General features: G+C 62.2%; 18 protein-coding genes and 1 pseudogene. 12 read left to right on the forward strand and 7 right to left on the reverse strand.

All coding sequences use genetic code 11. The features are described 5' to 3' along the window. The first annotated feature begins 219 nt into the window (after positions 1–219). Both HJB83_RS11455 and HJB83_RS11460 read left to right on the forward strand, forming a co-directional pair. A complete protein-coding gene (locus HJB83_RS11455; RefSeq protein ID WP_221131894.1) occupies positions 220–1,590 on the forward strand; it encodes an amidase in 1,371 nt (456 codons plus the stop codon). A gap of 66 nt (positions 1,591–1,656) precedes the next feature. Further along, positions 1,657–2,517: a sugar phosphate isomerase/epimerase gene (locus HJB83_RS11460; RefSeq protein WP_207585211.1), complete on the forward strand. Its 861-nt coding sequence runs from the start codon at positions 1,657–1,659 to the stop codon at positions 2,515–2,517. Positions 2,518–2,535: 18 nt separating this feature from the next. On the opposite strand, the gene betC is transcribed toward HJB83_RS11460, so the two are convergent. Continuing rightward, positions 2,536–4,050 carry a choline-sulfatase gene (gene betC / locus HJB83_RS11465; protein ID WP_207585212.1) on the reverse strand — a complete coding sequence of 505 codons (1,515 nt, stop codon included), beginning with the start codon at positions 4,048–4,050 and terminating at the stop codon, positions 2,536–2,538. Positions 4,051–4,146: 96 nt separating this feature from the next. Here betC and HJB83_RS11470 point away from each other — a divergent pair, with 96 nt between their 5' ends. The 9 genes from HJB83_RS11470 (at position 4,147) to HJB83_RS11510 (ending at position 11,813) form a co-directional block, all read left to right on the forward strand. Next, positions 4,147–5,049 (forward strand): choline sulfate utilization transcriptional regulator, encoded by a 903-nt coding sequence (locus HJB83_RS11470; protein ID WP_221115693.1) that lies wholly within the window; start codon positions 4,147–4,149, stop codon positions 5,047–5,049. Positions 5,050–5,159: 110 nt separating this feature from the next. After that, complete coding sequence (locus HJB83_RS11475; protein WP_207585214.1) at positions 5,160–5,363, forward strand: hypothetical protein; 204 nt, start codon at positions 5,160–5,162, stop codon at positions 5,361–5,363. Positions 5,364–5,462: 99 nt separating this feature from the next. Continuing rightward, positions 5,463–6,257 carry an HpcH/HpaI aldolase/citrate lyase family protein gene (locus HJB83_RS11480; protein WP_207585215.1) on the forward strand — a complete coding sequence of 265 codons (795 nt, stop codon included), beginning with the start codon at positions 5,463–5,465 and terminating at the stop codon, positions 6,255–6,257. A 766-nt stretch (positions 6,258–7,023) separates the two neighbouring features. Further along, on the forward strand, positions 7,024–7,530 hold the full coding sequence (locus HJB83_RS11485) for an Lrp/AsnC family transcriptional regulator (protein ID WP_221131895.1): 507 nt from the start codon (positions 7,024–7,026) through the stop codon (positions 7,528–7,530). After that, complete coding sequence (locus HJB83_RS11490) at positions 7,527–8,690, forward strand: saccharopine dehydrogenase family protein (protein WP_221131896.1); 1,164 nt, start codon at positions 7,527–7,529, stop codon at positions 8,688–8,690. The genes HJB83_RS11485 and HJB83_RS11490 overlap by 4 nt, the downstream gene beginning before the upstream one ends. A 93-nt stretch (positions 8,691–8,783) precedes the next feature. Next, positions 8,784–9,572 (forward strand): ABC transporter substrate-binding protein, encoded by a 789-nt coding sequence (locus HJB83_RS11495; RefSeq protein WP_207585218.1) that lies wholly within the window; start codon positions 8,784–8,786, stop codon positions 9,570–9,572. 131 nt (positions 9,573–9,703) lie between these two features. Then, the gene (locus tag HJB83_RS11500; protein ID WP_207585219.1) at positions 9,704–10,381 is read left to right on the forward strand and encodes an amino acid ABC transporter permease; all 678 of its coding nucleotides are present in this window, start codon (positions 9,704–9,706) and stop codon (positions 10,379–10,381) included. Further along, complete coding sequence (locus HJB83_RS11505; RefSeq protein WP_207585220.1) at positions 10,378–11,052, forward strand: amino acid ABC transporter permease; 675 nt, start codon at positions 10,378–10,380, stop codon at positions 11,050–11,052. The genes HJB83_RS11500 and HJB83_RS11505 overlap by 4 nt, the downstream gene beginning before the upstream one ends. 32 nt (positions 11,053–11,084) lie before the next feature. Beyond that, positions 11,085–11,813, forward strand: coding sequence for an amino acid ABC transporter ATP-binding protein (locus HJB83_RS11510; RefSeq protein WP_207585221.1), 729 nt, complete (start codon positions 11,085–11,087; stop codon positions 11,811–11,813). Between the two features lie 20 nt (positions 11,814–11,833). Here HJB83_RS11510 and HJB83_RS34710 read toward each other — a convergent pair. Together HJB83_RS34710 and HJB83_RS11525 are read right to left on the reverse strand one after the other, a co-directional pair. Next, positions 11,834–12,371, reverse strand: a pseudogene (locus HJB83_RS34710) (ISAzo13 family transposase); the annotation flags it as partial. A gap of 120 nt (positions 12,372–12,491) precedes the next feature. Then, a complete protein-coding gene (locus HJB83_RS11525) occupies positions 12,492–13,172 on the reverse strand; it encodes a spermidine synthase (protein WP_207585224.1) in 681 nt (226 codons plus the stop codon). 244 nt (positions 13,173–13,416) lie between these two features. Here HJB83_RS11525 and HJB83_RS11530 point away from each other — a divergent pair, with 244 nt between their 5' ends. Continuing rightward, complete coding sequence (locus tag HJB83_RS11530) at positions 13,417–13,854, forward strand: VOC family protein (RefSeq protein WP_207585225.1); 438 nt, start codon at positions 13,417–13,419, stop codon at positions 13,852–13,854. A 19-nt stretch (positions 13,855–13,873) separates the two neighbouring features. On the opposite strand, the gene HJB83_RS11535 is transcribed toward HJB83_RS11530, so the two are convergent. Genes HJB83_RS11535 through HJB83_RS11550 form a run of 4 tightly spaced genes read right to left on the reverse strand, consistent with a single transcriptional unit; the run spans position 13,874 to position 17,427 of the window. Then, positions 13,874–14,773, reverse strand: coding sequence for an ABC transporter ATP-binding protein (locus HJB83_RS11535; RefSeq protein WP_221131897.1), 900 nt, complete (start codon positions 14,771–14,773; stop codon positions 13,874–13,876). Next, positions 14,770–15,573, reverse strand: coding sequence for an ABC transporter ATP-binding protein (locus tag HJB83_RS11540; protein ID WP_221131898.1), 804 nt, complete (start codon positions 15,571–15,573; stop codon positions 14,770–14,772). The genes HJB83_RS11535 and HJB83_RS11540 overlap by 4 nt, the downstream gene beginning before the upstream one ends. Then, positions 15,570–16,448, reverse strand: a complete 879-nt coding sequence (locus HJB83_RS11545) for an ABC transporter permease (protein ID WP_207585228.1) — start codon at positions 16,446–16,448, stop codon at positions 15,570–15,572. Before HJB83_RS11545 ends, HJB83_RS11540 begins: the two co-directional genes overlap by 4 nt. A gap of 1 nt (position 16,449) precedes the next feature. Then, positions 16,450–17,427 (reverse strand): ABC transporter permease, encoded by a 978-nt coding sequence (locus HJB83_RS11550; protein WP_207585229.1) that lies wholly within the window; start codon positions 17,425–17,427, stop codon positions 16,450–16,452. Positions 17,428–17,498: the final 71 nt, after the last annotated feature.

Genomic DNA, 17,498 nt, shown 5'->3' on the forward strand with positions numbered 1-17,498 from the left:
TACTCCTGCAACACATGCGGCGCCGGTCTCTCGAGAGTAAACTATGGACCTGCTCTGCATGCGTGCATCATGTGTGTCTTCGATCGCGGCAATTGAAGGGGCATTCTGCAAACTCAGTGTTCAGAAAATCGCACTAATAAAATGCAAAATAACGTGAAGCTCTGGTTCGCCGGAATGATCCGGGGTAATCCAGGGGGTCATCTTTCTGTGGATCGTCCCATGAGTAAATCTTTCGGCGCGATGTCGGTCGCGCAGCTTTCCGTCCTCATCCAAAGTGGTGCTGCCGATCCGGTCGATGTGGCCGAGGCTGTCTTCGAATCCATCGCCGATTACGCCGACAAAGCCGTTTTCACCACGCTGCTGGAAAGCCGGGGGATGGATGAGGCGCGCGCCGCCTCCAGGCGTTTGCGGGAAGGGCGCTCGCTCGGATTGCTGGATGGCATTCCGATCGCCTGGAAGGATCTTTTCGACATCGAAGGCCTGCCGACAACCGCGGGTTCCGTCGTGCTGGGCGGGGAGGCGCCGGCCGAGCGCGATGCGGCCGTCGTCGCTTTCCTCAGGCAGGCGGGCATGGTCGCTATCGGCCGCACCAATATGAGCGAATTCGCCTTTTCGGGCCTCGGCATCAATCCGCATTACGGCACGCCGGTCAATCCACGCGGCACCGACCTCCGGCGCATTCCGGGCGGCTCGTCTTCCGGCGCCGGTGTTGCGGTCGCCGCCGGGCTGGTGCCGGTCGCCATGGGCACGGATACCGGCGGCTCAGTGCGTATTCCCGCCGCCCTGAACGGCATCGTCGGCTACAAGGCAACCCGGGGCCGTCACGCGATGGAGGGCGTCTATCCGCTGGCAAAGAGCCTGGATTCGTTGGGACCGCTCTGCCGCACCGTCAGGGACGCAGTCTGGATCGATGCGGCGATGCGCGGGCTGACGGCACCTGACGCCGCTGAGCGCCCGCTGCAAGGACTGGAATTGCTCGTGCCCGAGAATGTCGTTTTCGACGGGGCCGAACCGGGCGTGATTGCCGCGTTCGAGGCAGCTTTGGAACGTCTTCAAAAGGCCGGAGTCCATGTCGCCCGCGCCGTCATTCCCGCCTTCGACGAGATTTTCGATCTGATGACGAGATATGGTCCGCTGGTGACGGCGGAGGCTTTCGCGCTTCACCGTGAACGCTTGGCCGGGCCGGACGCGGACAGGATGGATCACCGTGTCGTCATGCGCACCCGCTTGGGAAGCAGGACGACACTGGCCGATTACCTGGCGATCCTCGAGGCGCGCAGCCGCCTGATCGCGGAAGTCGAGCGCCTTGTCGGCCACCGGCTGCTCGCTTTTCCGACCGTCGCCCATATCGCTCCGCCGATTGGTCCGTTGGAGCAGGACGACGAACTGTTCTTCGCGACGAACAACAAGACGTTGCGCAACACCGCGCTCGGCAATTTCCTCGACTGGTGCGGCGTTTCCATTCCTTGCGGTACCGGCGAGGCGGGCATGCCGGTCGGCCTGCTGCTCTCGGCCACCGCCCGTCGCGATGAGGTGCTGCTCGGCGTTGCCCTTGCCGCCGACCCGGTCGTGCGTGGCGATTTCGCCTGAAATGGCCATTGAACTACCGGGTTTTTGTTGCGATTGATGGCCTCAGGAGATGCTGGAGGAAAGTACGTGCAGGATATGCAAAACGGACGCTTCGCGGTTTCGACGTGGTCATTGCATCGGCTGCTCGGTGCCGTCCACGGCTATAGCCCCGATCCTGACAAAAGCGCGGCGCCCAGGGAACCCTATGGCCCTGGCGCGGCGGCCTTGATCGACATGCCTGCGGCGCTGGCGGCGCGCGGCATCAACCGGCTTGAGGTATGTTCCTTCCATCTGCCGAGCCTCGACGCCGGCTATCTCGGCGAATTGCGCGATGCGCTGGCGTCGTCGAACGTGCTGTTTCAGACGCTGCTCGTCGAGGATGGCGATCCGAGCCATGCCGAGACGGCCGAACGCGACGTCAAATGGATGGCGGAGTGGATCGACACTGCCGCTTCCCTCGGGGCGCAGCGGATGCGCGTCATCGCCGGCAAACAGACGCCGACGGACGAAAATCTTAGCCGCGCCGCCCGACACCTGAACTGGCTGGCAGACGAAGCGGAAGGCAGCGGCGTGCGTGTCGTCGTCGAGAACTGGTTCGACCTGCTGCCGTCGCCGGTCGAGATGAACTGGCTGCTGGACCGGCTGGACGGCAAGGTCGGCCTCAACGGCGACCTCGGCAATTGGGCAGCGCCCGCGAAATATGAAGGCCTGGCCGACATCATGCGCCGTGCCGAGATCTGCCACGCTAAGGCCGACTACAGTGTTGGCGGCCTCGATGCCGACGATTACCGCAAGTGCCTGGAAATGTGCGAAAGGGCCGGTTACGCCGGCCCCTTCACGCTAATCTACGACTCACCGTTTTTTCCCGACGAATGGGACGGCATCCTGCTGCAAAAGCAGTTCATCGAGGATTTCCTTCGCGAGGCGCCGGCCCGCAGGACGGCCTGATCCCGAAGCAGTTTTCGCTCATTCCTCACGCGGAAACCTCTGGCTTTCCTCCAGCACGTTCAGGTCCATGTGATTGCGCATATAGCGTTCCGAGGCCTTCTGCAGCGGTTGATAGTCCCAGGGATAATAGGCGCCGTTGCGCAGCGCTGCGTAGACCACCCAGCGGCGCGCTTGGCTTTCACGCACGGCGGCGTCGAATTCGGCAAGGTTCCAACGCCGCCTGGCCTGGTCGGCAAGCCCTGCCAAGGTTTCGGCATGGACCGGGTCGGCTGCCAGATTGTCCAATTCCCTCGGGTCGGCTTCGAGATCGAACAGCATCGGCGGGTCTTTATCGCAGAGCGAAAGCTTGTATCGACCGTCCCTGATGCAGACGAGCGGTGCTTCGGAACCTTCGGCGGCATATTCCATCGGTACCGGCCCACGGCTGCCGATGCCCTCGGCCAGTGCCGTCAGATCCTCGCCCTCGGTCCATGGTTTCAATGAGGCGATATCGATGCCGGCAAGAGCCGCCAGCGTCGGCGTCACGTCGAGAGTGGAGACAGGCTGATCGATGCGCTTGGGTGTCCAGCCGGGGACTGAGATCATCAGCGGAACGCGGGCCGATCCTTCGAAAAAGTTCATCTTGAACCAGAGGCCGCGGTCCCCGAGCATGTCGCCATGGTCGGAAACGAACAGGATGATCGTGTTCTCGGCCATACGGCTGCGTTCCAGCACACCGAGAATCTCGCCGATCTTCTCGTCGACATAGGAGATATTGGCGAAATAGCCCTGCCTTGCCCGCCTGATCTGTTCGCGGCTGATGTCGAAAGCATCATGGTCGCAGGCTTTCATCAGGCGCTGCGAGTGCGGGTCCTGTCGCTCGAAGGCAATCGGCGCCACCGCCGGGTCAAGGACCGGGCAATCCTCGTAGAGGTCCCAGAATTTGCGGCGCGCGACATAGGGATCGTGCGGATGGGTGAAGCTGACGGTCAGGCACCAGGGGCGTCCGTCGTGGGCGCGTGAGAGGTCGAACAGCTTGCGGCTGGCGTGGTAGGCGACCTCGTCGTCATATTCCATCTGGTTGGTAATCTCGGCAACGCCGGCGCCGGTCACTGAACCCAAATTGTGATACCACCAGTCTATGCGCTCGCCGGGCTTGCTGTAGTCGGGCGTCCAGCCGAAGTCGGCCGGATAGATGTCTGTCGTCAGGCGCTCCTCGAAGCCATGCAACTGGTCGGGGCCGACGAAATGCATCTTGCCGGAAAGCGCCGTCTGGTATCCGGCGGCGCGCAGATGATGCGCGTAGGTCGGAATGTCGGAGGCGAATTCCGCGGCATTGTCATAGACCCGCGTTCGGCTCGGCAATTGCCCGGACATGAAAGACGCCCGTGCCGGTGCGCAGAGCGGGCTTGCGGTATAGGCATTGGCGAAACGAACGGAACGTTCCGCCAACGATTTCAGGTGCGGCGCATGAAGAAAATCGGCAGGCCCATCGGGAAACAAGGTGCCGTTCAACTGATCGACCATCAGGATGAGAATATTCGGACGCGCCATGCGGCTTCCCTTTTTGTCATTTGAAGGTTTTATCAAAGCTTCTATCATTACGCTTGTAAAGGCGACATTTTTCGATGGATGCCAAAAGGATTCTTTATGTCAGATCGTCTGCCGGAACTTGGATGGATGCGCATCTTCGTCGAGGTCGCAAGGCTCGGCAGCTTTTCGGCGGCGGCCGGCGCCCTTGGCCTCACGCAGCCTGCCGTCAGCTATCAGATCCGCCGGCTGGAAGAGCAATTCGGCGTCAACCTGCTGCGCCGTCAGCATCGCGGTGTCGAGCTGACCGCGGCGGGGGAGCGGCTTTTTGTGGTCGCCGCCAAGGCGGTCGCTGACATCGATGCACTCGCCCGCAACTTCCGTGCCGAAGCCCAAAGACCGGTCGCCCGGCTGAGAACCGACTATGCCTTTTCGTCGCTCTGGCTGATCCCGCGCATGGACGGCTTCCGGCTTCTTCATCCGGAAACGGATATACAGATCGTCGCGACGCAGCGGTTTGCTGCGGGCTTTCGCGACGAGGCGGATGTTGCGGTCGTTTTCGGCACGCGGGCGGAATTCGGCGCCATCGGCACGCTTCTGCTGCGGGAAAAGGTCGTGCCGGTCTGCACGCAGGGCTTTCTCGATCGCAATGGCCCGTTCGACGATCCGGGGCAGCTTGCCAAGGCGGTTCTAATCCATCTCGACACGCCGATGCCATCGCCCTGGTTCGACTGGCGCAGTTATCTGACCGAATTCTCCGTCCTTCGCGACGCCCATGCCGGCCGCGGCGATATAAGCTTCAATACTTATTCGCTGGTCGTTCAGGCTGCGCTGAGCGGGCAGGGCGTGGCGATCGGCTGGATGGGTCTCGTCGATACGCTGCTCTCCGCCCGCATGCTGGTGCAAGCCGGGCCGCCGCTCGAGTCCCGCGACCGCGGTTACTGGCTGATCCCGCCGCAATCGGCCAATGTCGATAGCGAGAGGCTCAGCAGCTGGCTGGTGAAGGAAGCCGACGGGCCCTGACCTTCCAGACGCCGTATTGCATCCGGAATATGTGCGGGCGGGGAAAGAAGCCTTGTCATGAACGAAGCCGATCGACATTGTGGCATCGATTCACACGGAAGGGCCGAAGCATGTTGCGAACTGCCGGATATGTCGTTGGGCTACTGATGATCCTCCTGGGACTGATCTGGGTCGCACAGGGAAGCGGCTATTTTCCCTATCCGTCGTCCAGTTTCATGATCAACCAAAGCATCTGGATCGTCTGGGGAGCCATCCTGGCTGCGGCCGGGCTCGCCGTGACAATAACGATTTCACGGCTGCGCCGGCGAGGATGAGCCGGCAACCGTGCAGGGCTTCGCAGGAATTCGGCATCGAAGAATTCCTCGAAGTGAAAATAGGGCCGTTGGCGGCCTGTCGAAATCGAGGAGAATGGCATGAGCGCAGCTGATATCGACGGTTTCGCGGCACGGATCAGGAACCACCAGGGCGGCATGATCTCCGCCTGGGTGGGTATTCCGGACGCCACGCTCGCCAACCACCTGGCGCAGGAGGCTTTCGACGCCGTCGTACTGGATATGCAGCACGGTATGTGGGACATGCCGGCGGCAGCAAACGCCGTCGGCCAGGTGCGCCTCGCCGGCAAACCAGCCTTGGCGCGCATACCGGTCGGCGATTTCGCCTCCGCCTCGCGCCTGCTCGACGCAGGCGCCTCCGGCATCATCGCGCCAATGATCAATTCGGCCGAAGACGCGCAAGCCTTCGTCAGGACCACGAAATATCCGCCGCTCGGCGAGCGCAGCTGGGGACCGTCGCTGGCGCTGAACCACACCGGCCTGTCCGCCGACGATTATCTGAAAAACGCCAACGCGCTGACCGTCGCCATCGCCATGGTCGAAACCCGGGCGGCGCTCGAGGCGATCGACGGCATTCTCGGCGTTGCCGGCATCGACGGTATCTTCGTCGGTCCGTCCGACCTTTCGATCGCGCTGTCGAACGGCGACCAGGTGGCGCCGAACGCCGCGGAGATCGATAGCGCCATGCAGCATGCCGTCTCGCGCTGCCGCGCCCACGGCAAATTCGCCTGCGCCTATGCCGCCGACGGCGAGCGGGCCGGCGAATTGCTTAAATTCGGCTTCGATCTGGTCATTGCCGGCGCCGAGACCACGCAACTGCGCTCCGGCGCCCGCCGCGCCATCAATGCTGCCCGCAGGATCGCTTCGGGCAGCTGATCCGAGCGCCCCCCATTGCACAGTTCCTCTCCGGGCACGTATTTTTGCGCTTGGGCCAGCCCGTAGATTATGTGCTGCATGAGGGGTGCCTCGCCGCTACTGCAACCCGTTTCTCACGCCGCCATGAACTGAACATGATCGACCATATGGGTTATGGGATAGAGGGTATTTACCGCCTCCAATGCCAACGGCTCTTTCGCGATTACGAACTTCGCGAGCCCAACATGGAAGCCGATAATTCACGGACCGGTAAAGACTGCGATCAGCTGAAACTCCTCTCATGTCAGCTCAGTGTTGGTTTCGATGCACCCGTCCCGTAATGACGGACACAATCGAAAGGTCGCCACGAGCATCCATTTTCGGAGTTCATTGACAGTTCCCGCAAAAATGCTTTCCGGCCATCGCGCTGCATAGTGCCTTCAGCGCGGCTTGATTTCGAGCTCGTAGCCGCCGGGGCCCTCGCTTCGCTTTTCGGAGGGTTCACGAAGGGGAGCGTCATAGCAGGCGGTTTAACTAAATATCACGCGACTCCCGTGTCGAAGTTTCGGCTGGTTACTCCAACGCACAAGCCCTCAATGGGTATTTCGATTTTATTGCATGACTAAACAGTGCGAAAAGGAACGCATTGGCCAACCCTTCGCGATCGCCCCAATTGTCTTTTCATGCATCAACGATACACTTGCATTTAGATCGAAATCTCGTAAACTCTTTTTCATATTAGAAAGAAAGAGCCATAAATTCTTTCCATTTATGAAAGACAGAGCCTTTGCGCGAACATCTCGATCAGACCGACCGGCGACTGGTCAAGCTGCTGTCGCAGGATGCGCAGCTTGGCGTCAATCGCCTCGCCGAGAAGATGGCGATCTCGGTTCCGACCGTGCGCGTGCGGCTGCGCGGTCTCGTGGGCCGCAACCTGCTCAAGATCGTCGGATTGCTGAACCTGACCGAGCGCCCCGAATTGATTTCAGCCATCGTCGGCATCAATGCGCAGGGGCGCGGCCGCGCACGGGAACTGGCGCAGCGCATCTCCGAGCTGCCTTTCGTGAACTCGGCCTGCGTGGTCACCGGACGTTTCGACATTATCGTCGACGTGACCGTGGCCGGTGATGTTGACGATCTCTACCGTGTCACCAGCGAGCTGATCCCCGGCGCGGGCGAGCCGGGCGAAATCGTGCGCAGCGAGACCTTCGTCGTCATGGCCGCATGCAACAAGTGGGTCAGCCTGCCGGAAGGCTGCTGGTCCGACGAGAATATGCCAAAGGAAACCGCATGAAGATCGCGGTCCTCGGCGGCCTCGGCCTACAAGGCCGGGCGGCGATCGCCGATCTCGTCGCCAGCGACGGTGTCGAGCAAGTGGTCTGTGTCGATATCGCGCCGGATGGCGCGGCCCGGCTTGGCGGCCTGACCGACCTTACCCGCATACGTTTCGTCGTGCCGGAAGGTCCGATCGGTCCGGTGCTGGCGGATGTGATCAGGGATGCCGACGCCGTCATCGACCTCTTGCCACAGCCGCTGATGCGCGAGGCGGTGCTGGCGGCGATCGCCACGTGCACGCCGCTGGTCACCACCAATTACGGCAAGGCCATTGCCGATCTCGCTCCCGCGGCTACGGCAGCGGGCGTTTCGATCATGACCGAATGCGGGCTCGACCCCGGCATCGACCTTGTGCTCTATGCGCGGGCCGCCCGGCAATTCGAAACCATCACCTCCATCGATTCCTATTGCGGCGGCGTCCCCGAGCCGAAAGCGATGACCAAGCCGCTATGCTACAAGGTGAGCTGGAACTTCGACATGGTTTTGATGAGCCAGAATCGCGACAGCGTGCTGATCGAGGACGGCGAGCGGGTCGAGGTGCCGGCCCGCCGGCAACACGACAATCGCTTCATCCATCAGATCGAGGTCGCAGGCCTCGGCAGGCTGGAGGCCTTCCCGAATGGCGATGCGCTCCATTATGCCGGCATGCTCGGCTCTGCCAAGGGGCTGCAGCGCAGTGGCCGCTATTCGCTGCGCTGGCCGGGCTGGTCGGCGTTCTGGGCTCCGCTGAAGGAACTCGGCTTCCTCTCTGAAGACAAAGTGCCTGGCCTTGGCGCCAGCCCGCGCGAATTTCTCGGCCGGATGCTCGGTCCCCAATTGCAGTATGGCGCCGACGAGAAGGATCTTTGCGTGATGCGCAATGTCTTTTCCGGCAGCAAAGGCGGCCGCCGCAAAACAGTGACATCGGACCTGAGCATAGAGCGCGACCTGACCTCTGGACTGTTCGGCATGAGCCGCGGCGTCGGCTATCCCGCCAGCATCGTGGCGCAGATGCTGGCGCGCGGCGAAATCGCCGAGCCCGGCCTGCTCAACCCGCTGATGCATGTGCCGGACGGCCACTTCTTCGACGAATTGGCCAGGCGCGGCATCCGGGTTTCCGAGACGGTTAGCTGGGATTGAGGATTTTCGAACGCGGTCGCCGCCGGCAACGGCACCGCCGTTCAAAAGGCACCCAAGGGTGGGAACGACAACGATAACAGGGAGGAATGCCAGATGAAGATTGCCAAGCTTTTTATCACAACACTTGCGCTCGCAAGTATCGCGGCCGCTGCAAACGCCGGGACGCTCGACGACATCACCAAGCGCGGTGAGTTGCGGGTTGCGGTGCAGACACAAGGCCCTCCCTTCTCCCTGGTCGGGAAGGCCGGTGAACGGACCGGCAGTTCGGTCGAACTTGCCGAATTGATGGCCAAGGAAATGGGCGTGAAGATCACCTTCCTTGATTTCGACTGGGACGGCCTGATTCCGGCGCTGCTATCCGGCAAAGCTGATCTTCTGGTCGCCGACATGACGCCGACGCTGGCGCGGGGGATGAAAGTCGCCTTCACCAAACCATATATGTTCACCGGCAGCACCGTTTTCACCAAGGCCGGTGGCAAGTTCGGCTCGACCAACGACTGCAAGGCCAAGGGCACCAAGATCGCTGTGCTCCTGGGTGCTACCGGCGAGAAAGAGGCCAAGGCCGCCTTCCCCGACGCCGAGATCAAGAGCTACAAGGGCGGCGGCCCGCTGCTGCTTGATGCTGTCAATAACGGCCAGGCCGATTGCGGCGTCAATGACGTCTCGGCAGTGAAGGGCCAGTCAACGGCCTATCCGGCCGGCAGCTTCACCATCATGCCCGACATGCTGTCAAAGGAGCCGCTGGCGTTTGCCACACGCTATGACGAGCAGGACCTCCTGATCTGGATGAACCAGTTTCTGGACCAGGTAAGCCTCGATGGCCGCCTGCAGAAAAACCTCGACTACTGGGTCAATTCCGACGACTGGAAGAAGGATCACTAGGTTCGACCCTCCTGATCGATCCGGATCATGATCTAGGCATCTTTATGGCCCGGACGGTTTCGCATGCGCCTCGGCGTTGCGGAACCGTCTGGACAATTCGTCCCCTTGCCGCCTGAGGTAGTCCGCCCGCAATGCTCGAGAACTTCAGCTTCCGCACCATCGTTGAATATCTGCCCCTGTTCGGGCAGGGCCTCATTACGACCGTGTGGCTGTCGCTCCTCTCCTTTGCCGGCGCGCTCGCCATTGGCATCGTGCTGGCCGCCATGAACCTGCAGCGCGCCCGGCTTTTTCGTCTTCCGACCAAGGCCTATATCGACATGGTGCGTGCCACGCCATTGCTGGCGCAGCTCTATTTCCTCTATTTCGGCCTGCCCCGGCTCGGCTTCATCCTGCCGGAACTCGTTGTCGGCATTCTCGCTTTGTCGCTGAATAGCGGCGCCTATGTCGCCGAGATCATCCGTGCCGGCATCCTGTCGATCCCCCGCGGCCAGGTGGAGGCGGGCGTCGCTTCTGGCATGACCTATATCCAACGCATGCGCTTCGTCGTTCTGCCACAAGCGTTCAAGGTAACGATCCCGCCGTTGCTGGGCCAAGCGATCGTGCTGGTCAAGGATTCGGCGTTGTTATCGTTGATCTCAGTCGCCGAACTGACGCGTGCCGGGCAACTGCTCGCCTCTGATCGGTTCATGCCGGCGGAAGGTTTCATCACCATCGCGGCGTTTTACCTCCTGCTCTATTACGCTCTTAAGGGGCTGGCGGCGCTGTCCGGACGTCGGCTCGGAATGGCACCAACAGGAGCGCGGACATGATTTGGCAGCAGCTGCAAAGCCTCGCCGGCAGCTATCCCCTCGCGTTGCGCGGCCTCAGCATGACCATCATGCTGTCGCTGATCAGCTTGGTGCTGGGTACGTTGATCGGCTTTTGCCTCGGCATCCTTCGAACCGGCAGCAACCGGCTGGTCAGCGGGGCGATCGGCACCTGGGTCGACCTGATCCGCGGCACGCCGTTCTTGGTCCAGATCTTCCTGATATTCTTCATTCTGCCGGAATTCGGCATCGAGCTCGACGCCTTCACCGCCGGCATCATTGCGCTGACAAACCTGGCCGCCTGCTTCATCTGCGAGATCGTCGCCGCCGGCATCCGCGCGGTACCAATCGGTCAGATCGAGGCGGCACTGGCGTCCGGTCTGTCACGCTGGCAGCGGATGCGTCAGGTGGTGCTGCCGCAGGCGATGCGCATCGTGCTGCCGCCGTTGGTCGGGCAGTATGTGCTGCTGATCAAAGATTCTTCCGTCGTCTCGGCCATCGGGCTCACCGACCTCACCCGGGTCGGCTGGCTGGTGGTGCAGCGAGTGCCGAACGGCCTGCTGGTCTTCTTCCTGGTCGGCTTCGGCTATTTCATCGTTTGCTATCCGCTGATCATGCTCGCCCGCCGTCTGGAGCACCGGATGGGAACCGGCCATGGCGAGGTGCAATTGTGACGTCGCCGCAAAATCCGAAAGGTTGAACCAGCATGATCGAGTTTCGCGGCGTCAACAAATGGTTCGGCCCACTGAATGTGCTCAAGGATATCACGCTGAGCGTCGAGCCGCGCGAAGTTGTCGTCGTCTGCGGCCCGTCCGGGTCGGGAAAGAGCACCTTGATCCGCTGCATCAACGGTCTGGAGACGATCCGTGACGGCGATTTGATCGTCGACGGCCAGCGCCTCGGCGATCCCGCTACCAACATGACACGGCTGCGCACCGAGATCGGCTTCGTTTTTCAGTCGTTCAACCTCTACCCGCACAAGACAGCATTGGAGAACGTCACGCTGGCGCCGATCCACGTGCGCAAGATCCCGCGTGCCGAGGCCGAGAAGGCCGGCCGCGAACTGCTTGCCAAGGTCGGCCTTGCCGACAAGCTCGATGCCTATCCCGCACAGCTTTCCGGCGGCCAGCAGCAGCGTGTGGCGATCGCGCGCTGCCTCGCCATGCGCCCCAAAATCATGCTGTTCGACGAGCCGACCTCGGCGCTCGATCCCGAGATGATCTCGGAAGTGCTCGACGTCATGGTCGCCGTCGCCGAGGAAGGCATGACCATGATGGTGGTGACCCACGAGATGGGTTTTGCCCGCAAGGTCGCCCAGCGCGTGGTGTTCATGGATGCCGGCACGATCGTCGAGAGCGGCACGCCGGATGAATTCTTCGCCAACCCGAAAACCGACCGCAGCCGCGCCTTCCTGAGCAAGATCCTGCGCCATTAGGACACTCCGCGCAATAACTGCTACGACCGTCGGGGCTTGATTGTGTAGTTCGATTCAGGATGGAACGGGTCGCCGGTGATGTCGAGAATCCCCATGTCTGCATCGCTGACCTTGATGCCCTTTTGGTCGATGCGGGTGTCGAGTGCGCATTCGACCTTGAGGCCGGATTTCGTCGTTGTCGCGCCGATCAGCTCCACCACTGCGACACGATCCGTCAGCGGTCGGCCGCGCCAGTTCTGCGTGGTATGCAGAACAGGCGGTGCTCTATTCTGTTCCACTTGGATGTGCCCGGCGGATAATGGTGGACGTGAGGGTGAGGCCGGTCTCGTCGGCGAGCCTTTGCAGCTCGAGCCTCCACAGCCGCACGCGCGCACCATTCGAGCCGCCGCAGTCTGCGGTAATAGTCAGGTCGCTTGCTGTTGGATAGCGCTCGCATCCCATTCGCTCGCGCCAACATCGGATTGCCTGCAGCGCGAACTCGGCCGTGTCGCTCGTTATGCCGAGGCTGACGAAGCCGGTGTTGGCCGTCACATCATAGACGCCATACGGCACGACCTTTTCGCCTGTAGTGAGCCCACCAAGGAGCTTCTCAACCTGATGCTGCAGGCTTTCCGCGGCCAGGGCGAAGAGGGCGAATTGCAGACGGACGCCGCCTGAGGAATACTTCAGGGCCTCCCGTCAGCTCGTCGCTTTGACCGCCAGCCAGATGACGTGACGGGCGCCGCCGCGTTTGCCGTTGGCGCGGGTGTTGACTGCATCGACGGAAAAACCGCTGTCCTTGAGGCGGCTGGTGAAATCCGGATCCGGACCGGACGACCAGACGGCAAGCGCGCCGCCGGGGCGAAGTGCGTCGCGGGCGGCGCGAAGGCCGGCGAAATCGTAGAGCCGATCGTTGGATTTTCGGGTCAACCCATCCGGGCCGTTGTCGACGTCGAGCAGGATCGCGTCATAGGCGGCCTTGCCGGCGCGGATCGCCTCGCCGACATCGCCCTGATGGATGCCGACGCGCGGATCGTCGAGACAGCCCTTGAAGACCTCGGTCATCGGGCCGCGGGCCCAGGCAACGACAGCAGGCACCAGTTCGGCGACGGTGACGCCGGCATCTTCGGGAAGAACTGCCAGGGCGGCGCGCAGGGTAAAACCCATGCCGAGCCCGCCGATCAAGATTCTCGGCTTCGGATGCGCCTTGATCCGCTCCCAGGAAAGTGTCGCCAGCGCTTCCTCCGAGCCGCTGAGGCGGCTGTTCATCAGCTCATTGGCGCCGAGCATGATCGAGAATTCGCCGCCGCGCCGCTTCAATCGCAGTTCGCCGTTTTCACCGGGAATGGTCGCGGAATCGAGCTGTATCCAGGGCAGCATGACGGCTTTGCCTCGTTTGAAAGGAACCGTCCCCTAGCATGCGGCGATGAGCCGGGCCAGTCAGCAGGCCTCGGAGACCGTTTGAAAACGGCGCGGTGGTTTGAGGCGGTCCATGATTCAAGCTTCTGATGTGGACAGCAGCGAATTGGGTTCGGACGGCTGTCGGTGTTGGGGCGCCTCAAACGTCCTTTGTCAGACGAGGCGGCACCTCGTAGATTGCAACGACACTTTGGAGATTGGAAACATGGCGCTCAAGCGGATGGACAATGTAGGCATCGTCGTCGAAGACCTCGCAGCAGCGGTTGATTTCTTTGGCGAACTCGGCCTCGAGCTCGAAGGACGGGCCACGATCGAAGGAGAATGGGCCGGACGTATCACTGGACTGGGCGATCAACGCGTCGAGATTGCCATGATGCGCACACCTGATGGCCACAGCCGGCTCGAGCTTTCCCGCTTCCTCATGCCTGATATCGTCGCAGATCACCGCAACGCTCCGGTCAACGCGCTCGGCTATCTCCGCGTCATGTTCACCGTGGATGACATCGACATGACGCTGGAAAGGCTCAGCGCGCGGGGCGCGCAGCTCGTAGGCGAGGTCGTCCAGTATAAGGACGCGTATCGGCTCTGCTACATCCGTGGGCCCGAAGGGCTTCTCCTCGGGCTTGCGCAAGAACTCAGCTGAGGCGCAATCAAACGGGCTGTCAGATCATCCGCATGAAATGCTCCGGCTCCACTTCGACGATCTCGTCCTGCGGCGCGGCCGAACGGCGGCGGATATCCTCGACCTCGTCGGGCCGGAGACGGGCCTTCGGATCCTCGAAGCGGATGTCGGGATCGGGCACGGCCGAGAGCAGCAGCCTTGTATAGGGATGCAGCGGATTGTCGATCACCCGGGCGGTACTGCCCCATTCGACGATCTGACCGGCATACATCACGGCGATGTCTTCTGCGACATAACGGGCGGTGGCGATGTCATGGGTGATGTAGAGCAGGCCGAGGTTCATCTCCTGTTTCATCTCGTTCAACAGATTCAATACACCGAGGCGCACCGAGACATCGAGCATCGAGGTCGGTTCGTCCGCGACGATCACCTCCGGCTTCACGGCGAGTGCGCGAGCGATGTTGACGCGCTGGCGCTGGCCGCCGGAGAGTTCATGCGGATATTTCGGGGCGAGAAGATCGGGATCGAGCCTGACACGGTGAAGCAGTTCGCGGACCGCGCCGTCGATCTCGCTTCCTTTGATCTCCGGGCGATGCAGCTTCAGCGGCCGCCTCAGATGATGGGCGATGGTGTGGGCGGGGTTCAGCGAGGCGAAGGGATCCTGGAAGATCATCTGTACCGAGCGGCGGTAGCGGGCGATCTCGGCGGAGTTCGCCGCTTCGACCGGCCGGCCCTTGTAGAGAATCCGGCCCGATGTCGGCAGATATTCGCGCATCGCCATGCGGGCGCAGGTGGTCTTGCCGCTGCCGGATTCGCCGACGAGCGCCAGCGCCCTGCCGGCATGCAGCGAAAACGAGATGACGCGCGCCGCATGCACGGCGCCGGGACCATGGCCGAAAGTCTTCGTCACCGCGTCGAGCGCGAGTATGGCATCGCTCATAACAGCACTCCTCCATGCAGCGAGGGGAAGGAGGCCCAGAGCTTTTTGGTGTAGTCGTGCTGCGGCGTCCGGTAGATCGCCTCGGCCGTGTTCTGCTCCACCAGCCTGCCTGACAGCATGATGCCAATGCGGTCGCAGAACTGCACCATCAGCCCGAGATCATGGGTGATGAACAGCACGGAGAAGCCGAAATTGCGGCGCAGCTCGTTGATGCGCTGCAGGATCTCGCGCTGGACGACCACGTCGAGCGCCGTCGTCGGCTCGTCCATGACGACGAGCTTCGGATCGAGCGCCATGCAGATGGCGATGACGATGCGCTGGCGCATGCCGCCGGAAAACTGATGCGGATAGTCACGCATGCGGTCCGGCGCGATGTCGACGAGCCTCAGCATCTCGGCGGTGCGCTCGCGGGCCGCCGCACGGCTCATGCCCTTGTGGGTGCGCAGCATATCGTAGAATTGCGCCTCGATGCGCAGCACCGGGTTCAGCGAGTTCATGGCGCTCTGGAAGACCATGGCGACCTCGCGCCAACGGAATGCGGCAAGCGCCTGCCGGTCGAGCCCGAGCACGTCGCGGCCGTCGAGCAGGATGCGGCTCTCTTTGCGGATCAGAGCCGGCGGTTTGTGCAGGCGGCTGATGGCAAAGGCGATGGTGCTTTTGCCACAGCCGGATTCGCCCGCAAGGCCGAAGACCGCGCCCGGCGCCACGTCGAAGCTGACATCGTCGACGGCGCGGAAATCCTTCTCCTCGCCGATATAGTCGATGGTGAGGTTCCTCACCGAAAGCAACGGCTGCGTCACAGGCGGCCCTCCCCGGAACGGACGAGCAGGGACCAGCGCTTCAGGTGATTGCCGGTGCGCAGCCGCGGATTGGCGATCTCGTCGACGGCGAAGTTCAACAGCGACATGCCGATGCCGAGGAAGGCGAGCGCGAAGCAGGGGGTGAGAATATCCCACCATGCACCGACCGAAAGGGCCGAGGCCTTCTGGGCATTGTAGAGCATTGTACCCCACGAGATCGCGCGGGGATCGCCGAGGCCGAGAAACTCCAGCGTCGCCTCGGTGATGATCGCGAAGATGACGCTGCCGATGAAATTGATGCCGACGATCGAAATCACGTTGGGAAAGATCTCGAAGGTCATGATCCGCCATTGCGGCTCGCCCATCATCTCGGCCGATTTGATGAAATCCTTGTGTTTGACGGAGAGCGTTTCGGCGCGGGTGACGCGTGCGCCCCAGGCCCAGGAGGTGGCGCCAAGGATGAGGGCGATGACGAGCGGGCTTGCCTGGCCGATGAAGGCGGCCAGCACCAGCAGCAGCGGCAGGTTGGGAACGACCAGCACCATATTGGTGAAGAAGCTGATCACCTCGTCGGTTCTGCCGCCGCGATAACCGGAGATGATGCCGAGCGCGGTGCCGACAAGGGTGATCAGCAGGCCGGCGCCGAAGCCGACGGCAAGCGAGGTGCGGGCGCCGTAAATCAGCCGGGCAAAGACATCCTGGCCGATGCGGGTGGTGCCGAGGATATGGTCGAGCGACGGCGGCTGGTGCGGCCGCCCGGTGCGGGCGGCGGGATCATATTGCGTCAGCAGCGGTGCGGCGATCGCGATGATGATGATGACGGCGATGATGACGAGGCCGGTGAGCGCCTTGCGGTTTCGAAGTAGGGTCATCATCTCACGCTCCCTTCAGCCGCGGGTCAAGCAGCATATAGCTGACGTCGACGATGAAATTGGCAATCAGCATGGTCGCAGTCATGATGAGGAGCTGGCCCTGGATGACAGGGTAATCGCGGGCGAGGATCGCCTGGTAGAGAATGTTGCCGAGGCCGGGATAGTTATAGACGACCTCCGTCACCAGCGAGCCGCCGAGGATGGTGCCGATGGCGATGGCGAGACTGGAGACGGTCGGCAGCAGGGCGTTGCGGGCGGCGTACCAGAGCATCACATGTCGGTCGGAAAGTCCCTTGGCGCGGGCCATAACGATATAGTCCTCACCGAGCAGGTTGATCATGTTGTTGCGCATGGTGACGGTGAAGCCGCCGATCAGCACCGTGCAGAGCGTCACCATCGGCAGGATGCCGTGATAGGCGACGCTGCCGAGATATTGCAGGCTGAAGGCTGGATCGAGCGATGGATCGGCGGCGTAGCCGTTCGGAAACCAGCCGAGCGTGAAGCCGAAAATGAAGAGCACGATCAGCGAGGTGACGACGGCCGGCACCGAGGTCGCGAAAATCGCGCCGACGGAGACGATAACGTCGAACCTGCTGCCGCGGCGCCAGGCGGCGGCGATGCCGAGCAGGGTGCCAAGTGCAAAACTGATGATCGTCGCTGTGCCCATCAGGCCGACGGTCCAGATGAGAGCATGGCCGAGCACCGATGTGACCGGCAGCGGGAAATACTTGATCGAGCGGCCGAGATCGCCGGTGAAGATGCTGCCGAGATAGGTGAGATACTGTTGCCAGAGCGGGCCGTCGACGAAGCCGAAGGTGAGCTTCAGCGCCTGCAGGCTTTCCGGTGGCAATTCGGTGCCGGCGCTGGAGAACATGATCTGCACCGGATCGCCCGGCATCAGCCGCGGCAGGAAGAAATTGATCGTCGCTGCCGCGATGAAGGCTGCCATGTAAAAGACGAGGCGGCGAAGCAGGAAAGCCATGGGAACTCCGTCGTGACGGGAGCGGCGCGTCTAGATGAGCATCCGAAAACCGCTTACAGTTTTCGGCATCA

Source organism: Rhizobium sp. NZLR11 (assembly GCF_019685115.1).
Taxonomy (GTDB): Bacteria; Pseudomonadota; Alphaproteobacteria; order Rhizobiales; family Rhizobiaceae; genus Rhizobium.

Bases quoted from the DNA above. Each gene is read 5' to 3' on its own strand.
- HJB83_RS11455 (WP_221131894.1), top strand. From the start codon at position 220: ATGAGTAAATCTTTCGGCGCGATGTCGGTCGCGCAGCTTTCCGTCCTC.
- betC (WP_207585212.1), bottom strand. From the start codon at position 4,050: ATGGCGCGTCCGAATATTCTCATCCTGATGGTCGATCAGTTGAACGGC.
- HJB83_RS11470 (WP_221115693.1), top strand. From the start codon at position 4,147: ATGTCAGATCGTCTGCCGGAACTTGGATGGATGCGCATCTTCGTCGAG.
- HJB83_RS11475 (WP_207585214.1), top strand. From the start codon at position 5,160: ATGTTGCGAACTGCCGGATATGTCGTTGGGCTACTGATGATCCTCCTG.
- HJB83_RS11480 (WP_207585215.1), top strand. From the start codon at position 5,463: ATGAGCGCAGCTGATATCGACGGTTTCGCGGCACGGATCAGGAACCAC.
- HJB83_RS11490 (WP_221131896.1), top strand. From the start codon at position 7,527: ATGAAGATCGCGGTCCTCGGCGGCCTCGGCCTACAAGGCCGGGCGGCG.
- HJB83_RS11495 (WP_207585218.1), top strand. From the start codon at position 8,784: ATGAAGATTGCCAAGCTTTTTATCACAACACTTGCGCTCGCAAGTATC.
- HJB83_RS11500 (WP_207585219.1), top strand. From the start codon at position 9,704: ATGCTCGAGAACTTCAGCTTCCGCACCATCGTTGAATATCTGCCCCTG.
- HJB83_RS11505 (WP_207585220.1), top strand. From the start codon at position 10,378: ATGATTTGGCAGCAGCTGCAAAGCCTCGCCGGCAGCTATCCCCTCGCG.
- HJB83_RS11510 (WP_207585221.1), top strand. From the start codon at position 11,085: ATGATCGAGTTTCGCGGCGTCAACAAATGGTTCGGCCCACTGAATGTG.
- HJB83_RS11525 (WP_207585224.1), bottom strand. From the start codon at position 13,172: ATGCTGCCCTGGATACAGCTCGATTCCGCGACCATTCCCGGTGAAAAC.
- HJB83_RS11530 (WP_207585225.1), top strand. From the start codon at position 13,417: ATGGCGCTCAAGCGGATGGACAATGTAGGCATCGTCGTCGAAGACCTC.
- HJB83_RS11535 (WP_221131897.1), bottom strand. From the start codon at position 14,773: ATGAGCGATGCCATACTCGCGCTCGACGCGGTGACGAAGACTTTCGGC.
- HJB83_RS11545 (WP_207585228.1), bottom strand. From the start codon at position 16,448: ATGATGACCCTACTTCGAAACCGCAAGGCGCTCACCGGCCTCGTCATC.
- HJB83_RS11550 (WP_207585229.1), bottom strand. From the start codon at position 17,427: ATGGCTTTCCTGCTTCGCCGCCTCGTCTTTTACATGGCAGCCTTCATC.